Raw genomic sequence first — 13417 nt, forward strand, 5'->3', positions numbered from 1 at the left:
GCTCATTCGATTACTTCTCTAAAACCACAAAACGCATATTGTAGGTGTTCTTCTCGTCTGCCTCGTATGTTTCCGAATACGTTTCTTTAAACGACTCATCCACTGTGGAAACTGAGTATCACCCTCAATCTGTGCATCAATATGGGTGACGTAGAGCCTATCAGCCTTCGGTAGGCAAGCTTGATAAATCGCACCACCACCAATAATCATGACTTCCGGCTCTGACGAAACAAGATCTAATGCGGCTTCAATAGAAGTGACCGTCGATACCCCTTCAATCTCCAACGACTCATCTCGCGAGATCACAATATTCTGACGACCAGGCAACGGACGACCAATAGAATCATAAGTCTTGCGCCCCATCAGCACAGGCTTGCCTAACGTACACTTCTTGAACCAGCCAAAATCGGCCGGTAAGTGCCAAGGCATCTGGTTGTCCTTACCAATGATTCGATTTTCTGCCATTGCGGCAATCATACTAATGATCATTCACTGTCCTATTCACTTTTCAAACACAACTTACCCATTGCGTTAAACAATCGATTTTCGTCGGTAGAATAACAAGCCCGGCATCGCTAATCCAATAGCTAAGCTGCAATAATAAACATTGCCGTTAAGAAGTTCTCAATCAAATGCGCTAATAGCTCGGGTGAATAGCTTGATGGTTAATCTCGACCAAAGCAATCATGGCTCGGAAAGCAAACACCCCTGGCACCATAGGAATCAAAGCGGCAACAGTGAAAACTTTTGGGTGAGCTAAAAATCGGTGAGACCAATGAACTCCAATCATACCAACGATGGTTGCGGCGAAGAGTGTTGCCCATTCGATTGGGACACCATAATGCATCATCAGGTAGCGGCTACCATGCCCGATTGCGCCACCCAATGCACAATAAATAAGTGCTTTCTGAGGGACGTTAAAGACCAGAGCAAAGCCAACAGCAGGGATCGCGGCGAACAACATATCATTTAAAAGGCCTAAGAGTAGATCCATCATGCGCTCCACCCCCATACGCCAAGCAGACTCATTGCCGCCACAATACCTAGAGCGGTCGCCAGAGTAAGTAGACTGGCCATTACAAAACGAGCAATACCCATATTGATGTAGCCTTTGATCATATCCGCCACCGCGTTGATCAATGGGAAGCCGGGAACTAGCATGAGTACTGACGATGCCATAACAATGGTAGCTGATTGCCAATCGAGTAAATAACCGCTTGTGCTGAAATACTAGTTGTGACGAACGCAGTTACCGCAAAATTAAGCAACGGATTGAAATGGCGATGACCGATTTCTTGTCTAACTATCATCCCGATAGAAGAAGCAATAAACGTCATCATAAACACCAACCAATCACCGCCAGCGAGTCGACTGAAAGAGGCACATGACAGCCCTATCATAAGAACAACCAACCAGCGATTGTAACGCTCAGGGCTAATCTGATTAAGTTTCACCTGAGCCAGTTTGTAATCCAGTATGCCCTTTTCCAGCATGATGCAAATACGCTGCACTTGGGTGATAACGCGCATGTTAATACCGCGATCTGGCTTCGCCTTGCCGTAGTAATGCAATGATCTTGATAAACGGTGGTGACGACAAGCGAACTAGCCGACAGGGAGACTTCAACTTCATCCACGCCAGCGGCGATGCCAATACGGCGAGTAATGTCGCCAACTAAGGTACTTTCTGCGCCATGAGCTAAGAGCATTTGTCCCGCTTGGGCTATGAGGCGTGATATTTCACGCTGTTTCGAGGCCATGATTCCTTCCAGTAAGCCAATGCACGAATACTCTATTCTGCCCTAACTTCATTTTGTTATGTATGATTTAGACATAAAAAAACCGCAATCCATGATTGCGGTTTTTCAAAGTTCAATTTAGATATGGAAATTACTCACGAACGTAAACAACGTGGCCGTCGTCTTCTTCGTCATCCCAGTCATCATCGTCCCAATCATCTTCGGTTACGACGTTATCGCCACTCATCGCATCCTTGTGGTAGTCATCCCACATGAAGTCGACTTTATCTTCTTCAGAAACCTCTTCTTCTTCACGAGGTAAGTTCTCCATGAAGTCTGCTAGCTTGTAACACAGCTCTTTGGTACCCATCTTATTGATGGCTGAGATCTTGAAGTACTCATCTTCCCAGCCTAGCGCATCCAAGATCGCTTGGATCTGTTCATCTGCCTCTTCTTCAGGCATCAGATCGACTTTATTGAATACTAACCAACGTGGCTTATCCGCCAGTTTTTCGCTGTACTGCTCAAGTTCATCAATGATCGTGAGTGCATTTTTCACCGGATCCGATTGATCGATTGGCATAAGATCGATCATATGAAGAAGAACACGACAACGCTCTAGGTGTTTCAGGAAGCGAATACCTAAACCTGCACCGTCTGCAGCGCCTTCGATAAGACCAGGGATATCCGCGACGACAAAGCTCTTCTCAGGAACCACACTGACTACACCAAGACTTGGGATAAGCGTGGTAAAGGGGTAGTCCGCAACTTTAGGCTTCGCTGCTGATACTGAACGAATGAAGGTAGATTTACCAGCATTAGGTAAACCCAGCATGCCAACATCAGCAAGCAGCAATAGCTCAAGGCGCAGTTCACGAACTTCACCTTTGGTACCTAATGTCTTTTGGCGTGGTGCGCGGTTTACTGAAGACTTAAAGCGTGTGTTGCCAAGCCCATGCCAACCACCTTTCGCCACCATGACTTTTTTGCCGTGCTCAGCTACTTCAGCCACGATTTCATTAGTGTGAATATCAACGCTCGTGTACCTACAGGTACGCGTAATACTTTGTCTTTACCACGCTTACCAGTACAGTTACCGCCACGGCCATTCTCACCACGTTCACCAGCGTAAAAGCGCTGGAAGCGATAATCGATCAATGTATTTAGGTTTTCATCGGCCTCAATGTAGACGTCGCCACCATCGCCACCATCGCCACCATCTGGGCCACCTTTAGCGACGAATTTCTCACGCCAAAAACTGACAACACCGTTACCGCCGTCACCAGCTTCTACTTTTACTACCGCTTCATCAACGAATTTCATTTTTTACTCCGCATTTTGTGCGTTGCAATATCACCGTAAACGGGTGATATAAATTCTAGCAGATCCGAATTTAAGATCGATCACCTGGAATCTGTGTTCTTACTGCATCTGGAACAAATAAAAAGTAACCCTGAACCCAAACACTCATCTAACTGATTGTATCGTCGAGGACGTCTTGTTATTTGCACTTCATAAATAAAAAACCCCGCCGAATAGGCAGGGCTTTTAAATTCAGCTTGAAAGCTTAAAGGTAAATTAGCGCAGTGCTAAATTACTCAGCTTCGATGCTAACGAATTTACGGTTTTTAGGACCTTTCACTTCGAATTTCACTTTACCTTCAGTAAGAGCGAATAGAGTGTGATCTTTACCGATACCAACGTTAGTACCAGCGTGGAACTTAGTACCACGTTGACGAACAATGATGTTACCTGCAAGTACAGATTCACCACCGAAACGTTTTACACCAAGGCGTTTGCTTTCTGAATCGCGGCCGTTACGAGTAGAACCACCAGCTTTTTTGTGTGCCATTGTTAAACTCTCCTAAAATTAAGCGTTGATGCCAGTGATTTTCACTTCAGTGAACCACTGACGGTGACCAGCTTGCTTGCGAGAATGCTTACGACGACGGAACTTAACGATTTTAACTTTATCGCCACGACCGTGTTGTACAACTTCTGCTACAACTTTGCCACCCTCTACTAGAGGAGCACCAACTTGAATGTCTTCACCGTTAGCAACAAGTAGAACTTTATCAAATTCAACAGTTGCACCAGTTTCAACGTCTAATTTCTCTAAACGAAGAGTTTGACCTTCGCTTACACGGTGTTGTTTACCACCAGATTGGAAAACAGCGTACATATTTTACTCCGCTTTTTCCGCACAGCCTTATGCTACATATTTGTGCAATTTGGGTGTGCGCTAAACTAATCATCAATAGGGCGCAGATTCTACAGAAAGGGCGACCCTATGACAAGCCATATTTTTAAAAAATTGGCGAAAAGCTAATCGCCAAAGAAAAGTGCCGCAATCATGCCCTTTAGCCATGTATTAATCAACGTTTTTTAGTGTATTATTCAGCTAATAAAGAAGATAAGAATACCTTACGGGTACTAACCTCAGCCGGATGTACAATGGATTTTAAAGCTATCCAGACGCTTACTGCCGAAGATATGGCAAAAGTGAATGAAACAATTCAAGCTCAACTCAACTCTGACGTTTCCTTAATCAATCAACTCGGTTTCTATATTGTTAGCGGTGGTGGCAAACGCCTTAGACCACTTCTAGCACTTCTTTCTGCCCGCGCTTTGGGTTACGAAGGCGACAAACACATCATGGCAGCGGCATTTGTCGAGTTTATCCATACCGCCACCCTACTGCATGATGACGTGGTTGATGAGTCAGACATGCGTCGTGGTAAAGCGACAGCCAATGCTGCATTTGGTAATGCCGCTAGCGTACTGGTTGGTGACTTTATCTATACTCGCTCTTTCCAAATGATGACAAAACTAGGATCCATGAAGATCCTCGAGCTAATGAGTGACTCGGTTAATGTGATCGCAGAAGGTGAAGTTCAGCAGTTGATGAACTGTAATGATCCTGACACTACTGAAGAAAACTACATGCAAGTCATCTACTCAAAAACTGCACGACTTTTTGAAGTTGCGACTCAAATTGGCGCGATTTTGAATAACGCACCGCAAGAAGTCGAAACCGCTTTGCAAAACTACGGCAAATATTTAGGTACTGCGTTCCAGCTAATCGATGACGTAATGGACTACACGGCTGATGGTAAAGAGATGGGCAAGAATGTCGGTGATGATCTTGCAGAAGGCAAACCAACCTTACCCCTACTGCACGCAATGCGTAACGGTAACGAAGTTCAAAGCTTAATGATTCGAGAAGCCATAGAAAAAGCCAACGGTATGGATAAGCTCGACGATATCCTTAAAACGATGGCTGAGTGTGGGTCATTAGAATACACCACCAATAAAGCCCTAGAAGAGGCCGACAAAGCCATTGAAGAGCTTAAAGTGCTGCCTGAATCAGATTACAAGCAGGCATTGATTACATTGGCTCACTTGGCAGTGAAACGCTCTAAATAGCCTCGTTCCAAACTAAGAAAACAAATATAGATGTAAAAAGGTGCCAATGGGCACCTTTCTAGTATTCGCTGTCCTAGTTCGAGCTAGGAAAGGACATATTAATAGTATCGGTCACAACTGCCGTGAAGCTGAGGGTTCTCTTCTATTTCATCGAACCCTAATGCAAGCTGCTCTTCGCCCCCTGCTTAGAAAGCAAAACGGTTTGCGCTTCATGGTCGACGACTAAAATAGTGCCCACACCTTGCTGGCACTCCACTACCATACCTTTGTGAATACGATTTGCTTCCATTGTTCTCTCCTTACACAAGCGTGATCATCTACATTGACTACGTGGAGAGAATAAAAAGGATCAAAAAAGCCGATCTAAAGATCGGCTTTTGAATGATTAATTAGGCTGCTAATTATTTCGCGAACTCAACGCCAATTTCGATATCACCGTTAAGAGTCTCAAGCATGCCATCTAGTGATGCTTTCTCGTAATCACTTAACTCACCGTAGCTCAAGATAGCTTCAGCGCCGTCTTTGCCCAGTTTCACTGGTTGAGCGAAGAATGGAGCGTGCTCGCCCTCACCTTCAACGTAAGCGCACTCAATAACGTTCTCGTCACCTTGCAGTGCTTTAACAAGCGCGAGACCGAAGCGACAAGCTGCTTGGCCCATAGACAGAGTTGCACTACCGCCACCCGCTTTCGCTTCTACCACTTCCGTACCCGCATTTTGGATACGCTTGGTCAGAGCTTCTACTTCTTCTGCTGTGAACTCCACACCTTCCACTTGAGAAAGAAGAGGAAGAATAGTCACGCCAGAGTGGCCACCGATAACCGGAACGCGAACATCGCCTGGATCTTTATCTTTTAGCTCTGCAACAAACGTTTCAGAACGGATTACATCCAATGTTGTTACACCGAACAGTTTGCGCTTATCGTATACGCCCGCTTTCTTAAGAACTTCAGCAGCAATTGGCACAGTCGTGTTCACTGGGTTAGTAATGATACCCACACAAGCACTTGGACAAACAACAGCAATCTTTTCTGCTAACGATTTAACGATACCCGCATTAACGTTAAACAGATCCGCACGATCCATACCCGGCTTACGAGCAACACCCGCTGAGATCAGTACAACATCCGCGCCTTCAAGAGCTGGTGTTGGATCTTCACCCGCGTAACCTTTAATAGATACAGGGGTTGGAATGTGGCTTAGGTCCGCAGCAACACCAGGTGTTACAGGGGCAATATCGTAAAGGGCTAAATCAGAACCAGCAGGAAGACGGTTCTTAAGTAGTAGGGCTAGGGCTTGACCGATGCCACCAGCGGCACCAATAACGGCTACTTTCATTGTAGTTCTCCTTGAGAATCTATTCTCTTATAAGTTTGTAGGGCATTACGATCAAAATTATCTCAATCACAACTTGATTACAATCAATTAACGTCAGCTTTGCGACCTTGCGCAAAGCAAGTAACACGTGCTACAAGAAAGCCGAGGATTATGCCGTTATTTTTCTTAAATGACAAAGACTTAAGATTTATTGTTTACTAAAATTTCTCATGATTAACAGTGACAGCCTAGACACATTTTTCTGAACTCATTGGCTAATAATGAATATCTATGCGAAACTATTCACCATAGAATTTGTAAATATCGATAGATAAGACAACTCATGCGAAACTCAGAAAAACAAGATAATCTCGTCCGAGCGTTTAAATCTCTGCTGAAAGAGGAACGATTTGGTTCTCAAGGGGATATTGTCGACGCGCTCAAACACGAAGGCTTTGACAACATCAACCAATCGAAAGTCTCTCGTATGTTAACCAAGTTCGGTGCGGTTCGTACTCGCAACGCAAAAATGGAAATGGTTTACTGTTTACCAGCAGAACTTGGCGTACCGACAGTATCAAGTTCACTTAGAGAGCTGGTACTCGATATTGATCGCAACAACGCACTGGTTGTGATTCACACCGGGCCGGGTGCTGCACAACTCATAGCGCGCCTACTCGATTCACTCGGTAAGTCAGAAGGCATTCTTGGTGTCGTTGCCGGTGACGATACGATTTTCATTACCCCTACTCTTTCGGTGACTACCGAGCAGTTGTTCCAATCCGTATGTGAACTATTTGAATACACTGGTTAATATAACTGGTTTATTACTTGGTCTTTATTCGTCATGGATTATGATTAATCCGTGACGAACTTCACAGGTTAAAAAACTCTTATTCGACACCTGGGCAATCCATAACCAGTTGAAATTGAAAGATTTATACTATTTTAACCCTGTCGCACTCTTTATTACAAATCAGCCAAATTCGCTACATACGTTAACATTTCAATAATTTTCCACCATTTATTTGCTATTATTCAGGCACTTTTTCAACATACGGATTGAAAAAGATGCCGTTTCCACGCTAGGAAACTCCCACAGCAACTACACTTGCTATGGGTTAAATAATGAATAAGGAAGGGAAATTCATGGCATTTAACAAACTTCTTAAAGTTGGTGCTATTGCAGCTGCTGTAATGGGTGCTGGCGCAGTTAACGCTCAAGAGTTCATCACAATTGGTACAGGTTCAGTAACAGGTGTTTACTACCCAACTGGTGGTGCGATTTGTAAGCTTGTGAACAAAGGCCGCAAAGAACACAACATTCGTTGTTCTGTTGAATCAACAGGCGGTTCGATTTACAACGTAAACACAATTCGTGCAGGCGAGCTGGATTTTGGTGTTGTTCAGTCTGACTGGCAGTACCACGGTTACAACGGAACAAGCAAGTTTGAAGAGCAAGGTGAGTACAAAGAGCTTCGCGCAATGTTCTCTCTACATACCGAACCATTCAACATCATTGCACGCGGCGATGCTGGCATCGAAAACGTTGCTGACCTTAAAGGTAAGCGCGTGAACATCGGTAACCCTGGTTCTGGTGACCGTGCGACTATGGGTGTGGTAATGGACGCAATGGGCTGGACTAACGATAGCTTCAAGCTAGCGTCTGAGCTAAAAGGCTCTGAACGTTCACAAGCGCTTTGTGACAACAAAATTGATGCGTTTATCTACATGGTTGGTCACCCAAATGGATCAATCAAAGAAGCAACAACTTCATGTGATGCGAAACTAGTATCGGCAACAGGTCCACAGATCGATAAGATCGTAGCAGACAACCCATACTACGCATACAGCACAGTACCTGCAGGCATGTACCGCGGTACAGACAACGATGTAAACAGCTTCGGTGTAGCAGCAACTATGGTAACAACGACTGCTGTTTCTGATGAAGTCGCGTACAACGTTGCAAAAGCAGTATTTGAAAACTTCGCAACATTTAAGCGCCTTCACCCTGCATTCGCTAACCTGAAGAAGGAAGACATGGTTCAAGCTGGTCTTTCAATCCCTCTTCACCCAGGTGCTGAGAAGTACTACAAAGAAGTTGGTTTACTGAAGTAATCACTCTTCTAACGCAATAAAACAAGGAGGTTTCGCCTCCTTGTTTGTTGTGATCTTTTGGGTTTTCACATTTGAAACACTCGCCTTTATTTAGCTCTCATTCTCTCATCCTCACTACTGCTTTTTATGAATAGCACTAAACTGATAGGTATGAGGAATTCGAGTTAGTCGTTATAAACAGACCATCGATAATAAGGATAAGGTACATGACGCAGCCAAACACTCCGTCTCAAGATGTGCAAGAAATGGTGGCTCAATCCGACACTGGAGCACGAAACCCGTCTGGTATTCCAGGCCGAATTTTATGGTTCGTCCCACTATGTTGGTCTCTATTTCAGCTTTGGTACGCCTCACCACTGCCATTTATATTCAATTTCGGTATCCTCAATGATACCGAGGCGAGAGCAATCCATCTTACATTTGCTATTTTTCTCGCATTCACTGCCTACCCTGCTCTGAAGACATCTTCTAGAGAACGCATTCCAGCTATTGACTGGATCCTTGCATTGGCAGGTAGCTTCTCAGCTTCTTACTTGTATGTGTTCTATGCTGAACTCGCTGGCCGCTCCGGTGCGCCGACAACATTAGATATCGTTGCTGCGGCAATGGGTATGGTGCTTCTTCTAGAAGCAACTCGCCGAGCTTTAGGCCCTCCACTGATGGTCGTAGCCGCTGTGTTCTTGCTCTACACATTTGGTGGTCCATACATGCCAGATGTTATTGCTCACAAAGGCGCGAGTCTAAACAAGGCGATGTCGCATTTATGGCTCACCACTGAAGGTGTCTTCGGTGTCGCACTGGGCGTTTCTACCTCTTTCGTATTCTTGTTTGTACTCTTTGGCGCCATGCTAGAGCGTGCGGGTGCGGGTGCTTACTTCATCAAAGTCGCATTTTCCCTGCTCGGTCATATGAAGGGCGGCCCAGCAAAAGCGGCGGTTGTTGCATCAGGCCTATCAGGATTGGTATCAGGCTCATCAATTGCCAACGTGGTAACCACAGGTACATTTACCATCCCACTGATGAAACGTGTCGGTTTCCCGGGAACAAAAGCAGGTGCGGTTGAAGTAGCTGCGTCCACCAATGGTCAGCTAACCCCTCCTATCATGGGCGCCGCGGCATTCTTGATGGTTGAGTATGTAGGTATCTCCTATGTAGAAGTTATCAAAGCGGCATTACTGCCAGCGCTTATCTCTTACATAGCTCTTATTTACATTGTTCACCTTGAAGCGTGTAAAGCGGGCATGACGGGGTTACCACGTCGCCGCACGCCAACCATTGTTCAAAGTTTACTGTCCTTTACAGGCACCATTCTTGGCCTTTGCATTATTAGTGCAGCGGTGTACTACGGTGTAGGTTGGACTAAAGATGTGTTTGGAGACGCAGCAACGCCAATCGTTACGGTTGCACTGCTTATCGCTTATGTCGCTCTCGTTCGAGTATCTGCTAAACACGCGAAAGAAGGCGGTATGGAAATCGATGCCGATATTACTGAAGTGCCAGAGCCGGGACCGACCATCAAATCAGGCTTGCACTTCTTGCTGCCAATCGTGGTACTGGTTTGGTGTTTGACTGTTGAGAGATTCTCACCGGGTCTATCTGCATTCTGGGCAACGGTGTTTATGATTTTCATCTTGCTAACTCAACGTCCATTGATTGCCTTGATGGCAAAAACAGGTGATATCGCTGAGCAATCAAAAGCAGGTTTCGTAGATCTACTTGAAGCGCTAGTTTCAGGTGCGCGTAACATGATCGGTATCGGTGTTGCGACGGCTGCCGCTGGTACGGTTGTTGGCGTTGTGACGCTAACAGGTATCGGCCTTGTGATGACCGACTTCGTAGAGTTTATCTCTGGCGGAAACATCATCCTAATGCTGCTATTTACTGCGATCATCAGCTTGATTCTAGGCATGGGTCTACCGACGACAGCAAACTACATCGTTGTTTCGACTCTAATGGCACCAGTAATTGTGACCCTTGGCGCAGCGCACGGTTTGATTATCCCTCTGATTGCGGTTCACCTGTTCGTGTTCTACTTCGGTATCCTAGCAGATGACACGCCGCCTGTTGGTTTGGCAGCATTTGCGGCGGCAGCGATTGCGAAATCTGATCCAATTCGCACCGGTATCCAAGGCTTTACCTACGATATCCGAACGGCGATATTGCCATTTATGTTCGTATTCAACACTCAGCTTCTTTTGATGGGTATTGAATCATGGTGGCATCTAACCCTAACGGTTGTCTCTTCAGTGATCGCGATGCTGATCTTCTCTGCGGCGACTCAAGGTTGGTGGTTTACTAAAAACAAATGGTGGGAAACCGTTTTGCTATTAGTACTGACTTTCTCATTCTTCCGACCAGGTTTCTGGTGGGATATGATCTACCCTGCGAAAGAGCTTTCACCGGGTGCGGAAATCGCACAGATCACCGAGCAACTGCCGGTTGGTAAGCCAATAGAACTTCGCGTCGGTGGTGAGAACTTAGAAGGTCGCTACGTTGAGAAAACCGTTCGACTGCCATTTGAAGATGATGCCATGTCAGCCGACGACCGTATTGCGTCTATGGGCCTCATGCTGATGGAGCAAGATGGCAAGATGATTGTTGATATGGTTGAGTTTGGCAGCCCTGCCGAAGCTTCTGGTATCGACTTCGATTGGGAAATTAAATGGGTGGTTCAAGAGGCTGATCGCCCAATGAAAGAATGGGTCTTTGTCCCTACGCTGCTGATCTTATTTGGTCTAGGCTTAAATCAAAGACGACGTGCAAAGAAGGACGAACTTAGCGCGTAGTAACAATGGACCATCCAAGCAAGCTTGGGTGGTCCTCTCTATAAAGGATATCAAACCTTAATTCAGGTAATAATATGTATAAACAAATCCTTGTCCCTGTTGACCTAAACGACAAAGGCTTTTCAGATAAAGCGGTTGAACAAGCAGTATGGCATGCAAAGCACGGTAACGCGGAAGTCCATCTTCTCACTGTTTTGCCTGGTATTCATATGTCTATGGTCGCAACCTACTTCCCCAAAGATGCTGCCCAAAAAATGAAGCAGGACGTTAAGTCTCAGCTAAGACAGTTTGCAAGCCAGTACATTCCAGAAGAGATCGTATACAAGGTACATGTTGCTGAGGGCAAACCTTACACCACGATCTTGGACCATGCTGAGAAGCTGGGTGCAGACCTTATCGTAATGCCAAGCCATAAGCGCTCAAAAATCGACAAAGTTGTCTTGGGCTCAGTGGCCAGCAAGGTCGTTCAGAACTCGCCGATCAATGTCATGGTGATTAAACCTCAAGGTTAAACTCACCATTGCTCTAATCAAAAAATCCCACGCTTTCGTGGGATTTTTTTGTTTATTAAACTCGTATGGAAGCAACCCGAGTGATGAGGGGGCTCTTTTTATGCAAACTTACCTATTGAAGCAATAGGAAACACCAACTTTCACTAATGAGAATAATTATCAATAATAAGCACATCAGATAAGACTGCCGTGTTCCATTAGACGTAAAGGCCTCATTATGAAAAAGACACTTAACTTTGCCGCAATTCACTTCGCTATCGCATTCACAGTTGCCTATGTACTTACTGGCGATATCTTAATTGGTAGTTTGGTCGCAATGATTGAGCCAAGCGTGAACACCATCGCGTTCTACTTTCATGAAAAAGTGTGGGAAAAGAGCCGATTCCTATCTCGCTTAGCAAACTCGGTGAAAATCAAAACAAGTAGCTTTGCCGTCGTGCATTTTAGCGTCGCTTTTAGTGTGGTGTACGTATTAACTGGAGACGCCTTTATAGGTGGAGTGATGGCTGCAATTGAACCAACGTTCAACACGATCGCCTACTACTTCCATGAAAGAGTTTGGCAACGCAAGCAGCCTACCGTGTCTTACGCTTGTTAAGCTCATACGTAGATTAGGCGTTAGTGCAGCATAGCTCTCGATTGAGCAGCAGTGGCATTTGCAACTTCTGCTCATCCAACGTCACCTCAATCAAGTAACGGGATTCATCGCTTGGCTGCTCTATATCCGCAATAATAGGGGCTTCCACTTGAAATACCGCAGTCGCTTTTTTTGCGCGCATATCTATCGGCAACTGCAAGGTCATCCCATTAAACTTCACACTTGCAGAGAGCAGTCCCGGCGAAAACACCTCAAAATTAAGGTGCACCAATACCTCACAGCCGCCGGCGTAATGCCACACCTGCTCCGCTTCAATGCTTTCTAAACGAACATGCTTAATGAAGTGCACATAAGGCGTACTCCAAATGCCCATTGCTCTATTAAAAACTCCGCTCTCAGATTCAATTATCTGAGAAGGTGCAGTATCGGTTTCTGGTATTAAATCTTCATCGAAGAGCAAATCTTCCTCTTCTTCTAAAAAGAGTATCTCTATTCGATTTCGGCCCAGCTGGAGGTACTCTTTGATGTTCTTTCGATATTCAGATTGAGTAGCATCACAATCAAACACAGCCACGCCATTGATGCGCACTTCTGCATGATGATCGACACCAGAAATGACAAAATCCGCGATAGGGTAATTAAGAAGAGATTCATCTACCTCAATATCATGCATTAGATGCCACTCTTGCTGTGCCACTTCCTCTTCCGATAGCGTATTGGGTAGCACACTGCTGAGCGCAGCCGGAAACGAAAGGTCATCTTGAGGGATAGATAGATCGGTCAATGGGGAAAGCTGCCAAAGGCCATCCAAGAGTATTTGCATGATTTCAATTATTTGCGCTAGATCAATTTCGGCGATTATATACCTAAAGGGCTGTATACCCAAGTAACCTCAAGGTGCCTGTTCAGCGAGAATTGCCTAG

10 protein-coding genes and 5 pseudogenes are annotated in these 13417 nt (G+C 45.3%); 6 read left to right on the top strand and 9 right to left on the bottom strand.

The window, feature by feature from the left end; translation table 11 throughout:
- Positions 1–10: 10 nt before the first annotated feature.
- From folA to rplU, 6 genes and pseudogenes are all read right to left on the bottom strand, one after another.
- Positions 11–489 (bottom strand): annotated as a pseudogene (gene folA / locus UA76_RS11970) (type 3 dihydrofolate reductase).
- Positions 490–531: 42 nt separating this feature from the next.
- A pseudogene (locus UA76_RS11975) lies at positions 532–1012 on the bottom strand (threonine/serine exporter family protein).
- Positions 994–1759, bottom strand: a pseudogene (locus UA76_RS11980) (threonine/serine exporter family protein). Before UA76_RS11980 ends, UA76_RS11975 begins: the two co-directional pseudogenes overlap by 19 nt.
- Positions 1760–1889: 130 nt before the next feature.
- Positions 1890–3061: pseudogene (gene cgtA, locus UA76_RS11985) on the bottom strand (Obg family GTPase CgtA).
- A 271-nt stretch (positions 3062–3332) separates the two neighbouring features.
- The gene (gene rpmA, locus UA76_RS11990; protein WP_004409945.1) at positions 3333–3590 is read right to left on the bottom strand and encodes a 50S ribosomal protein L27; all 258 of its coding nucleotides are present in this window, start codon (positions 3588–3590) and stop codon (positions 3333–3335) included.
- A gap of 18 nt (positions 3591–3608) precedes the next feature.
- Positions 3609–3920, bottom strand: coding sequence for a 50S ribosomal protein L21 (gene rplU, locus UA76_RS11995; RefSeq protein ID WP_047046372.1), 312 nt, complete (start codon positions 3918–3920; stop codon positions 3609–3611).
- A gap of 272 nt (positions 3921–4192) precedes the next feature.
- Between rplU and ispB the strand changes: the two genes are divergently transcribed.
- Positions 4193–5164, top strand: coding sequence for an octaprenyl diphosphate synthase (ispB, locus tag UA76_RS12000; RefSeq protein ID WP_047046374.1), 972 nt, complete (start codon positions 4193–4195; stop codon positions 5162–5164).
- 98 nt (positions 5165–5262) lie between these two features.
- Here ispB and UA76_RS12005 read toward each other — a convergent pair.
- Positions 5263–5453: pseudogene (locus tag UA76_RS12005) on the bottom strand (hypothetical protein).
- 112 nt (positions 5454–5565) lie between these two features.
- Positions 5566–6501, bottom strand: a complete 936-nt coding sequence (gene mdh, locus UA76_RS12010; RefSeq protein ID WP_047046376.1) for a malate dehydrogenase — start codon at positions 6499–6501, stop codon at positions 5566–5568.
- Between the two features lie 322 nt (positions 6502–6823).
- On the opposite strand from mdh, the gene argR reads away from it, so the two are divergent.
- The 5 genes from argR (at position 6824) to UA76_RS12035 (ending at position 12494) form a co-directional block, all read left to right on the top strand.
- On the top strand, positions 6824–7294 hold the full coding sequence (gene argR / locus UA76_RS12015) for a transcriptional regulator ArgR (RefSeq protein WP_047046379.1): 471 nt from the start codon (positions 6824–6826) through the stop codon (positions 7292–7294).
- Between the two features lie 335 nt (positions 7295–7629).
- On the top strand, positions 7630–8598 hold the full coding sequence (locus UA76_RS12020) for a TAXI family TRAP transporter solute-binding subunit (RefSeq protein WP_047046382.1): 969 nt from the start codon (positions 7630–7632) through the stop codon (positions 8596–8598).
- Positions 8599–8804: 206 nt separating this feature from the next.
- On the top strand, positions 8805–11384 hold the full coding sequence (locus tag UA76_RS12025; RefSeq protein WP_047046383.1) for a TRAP transporter permease: 2580 nt from the start codon (positions 8805–8807) through the stop codon (positions 11382–11384).
- A gap of 74 nt (positions 11385–11458) precedes the next feature.
- Positions 11459–11896, top strand: a complete 438-nt coding sequence (locus UA76_RS12030) for a universal stress protein (protein ID WP_047046385.1) — start codon at positions 11459–11461, stop codon at positions 11894–11896.
- Positions 11897–12113: 217 nt separating this feature from the next.
- A complete protein-coding gene (locus UA76_RS12035) occupies positions 12114–12494 on the top strand; it encodes a DUF2061 domain-containing protein (RefSeq protein ID WP_047046388.1) in 381 nt (126 codons plus the stop codon).
- Between the two features lie 13 nt (positions 12495–12507).
- Here the strand turns inward: UA76_RS12035 and UA76_RS12040 are convergent, their stop codons facing one another.
- Complete coding sequence (locus UA76_RS12040) at positions 12508–13317, bottom strand: glycosyl hydrolase 2 galactose-binding domain-containing protein (RefSeq protein WP_047046391.1); 810 nt, start codon at positions 13315–13317, stop codon at positions 12508–12510.
- Positions 13318–13417 lie beyond the last annotated feature (100 nt).

Source organism: Vibrio mexicanus (assembly GCF_001012815.1).
GTDB classification, from domain to species: Bacteria; Pseudomonadota; Gammaproteobacteria; order Enterobacterales; family Vibrionaceae; genus Vibrio; species Vibrio mexicanus.

What these genes read in the sequence shown, in the direction of transcription:
- ispB (WP_047046374.1), top strand. Translation starts at nt 4,193, where the DNA reads ATGGATTTTAAAGCTATCCAGACGCTTACTGCCGAAGATATGGCAAAA.
- argR (WP_047046379.1), top strand. Translation starts at nt 6,824, where the DNA reads ATGCGAAACTCAGAAAAACAAGATAATCTCGTCCGAGCGTTTAAATCT.
- mdh (WP_047046376.1), bottom strand. Translation starts at nt 6,501, where the DNA reads ATGAAAGTAGCCGTTATTGGTGCCGCTGGTGGCATCGGTCAAGCCCTA.
- UA76_RS12040 (WP_047046391.1), bottom strand. Translation starts at nt 13,317, where the DNA reads ATGCAAATACTCTTGGATGGCCTTTGGCAGCTTTCCCCATTGACCGAT.
- UA76_RS12025 (WP_047046383.1), top strand. Translation starts at nt 8,805, where the DNA reads ATGACGCAGCCAAACACTCCGTCTCAAGATGTGCAAGAAATGGTGGCT.
- UA76_RS12035 (WP_047046388.1), top strand. Translation starts at nt 12,114, where the DNA reads ATGAAAAAGACACTTAACTTTGCCGCAATTCACTTCGCTATCGCATTC.
- UA76_RS12020 (WP_047046382.1), top strand. Translation starts at nt 7,630, where the DNA reads ATGGCATTTAACAAACTTCTTAAAGTTGGTGCTATTGCAGCTGCTGTA.
- rpmA (WP_004409945.1), bottom strand. Translation starts at nt 3,590, where the DNA reads ATGGCACACAAAAAAGCTGGTGGTTCTACTCGTAACGGCCGCGATTCA.
- rplU (WP_047046372.1), bottom strand. Translation starts at nt 3,920, where the DNA reads ATGTACGCTGTTTTCCAATCTGGTGGTAAACAACACCGTGTAAGCGAA.
- UA76_RS12030 (WP_047046385.1), top strand. Translation starts at nt 11,459, where the DNA reads ATGTATAAACAAATCCTTGTCCCTGTTGACCTAAACGACAAAGGCTTT.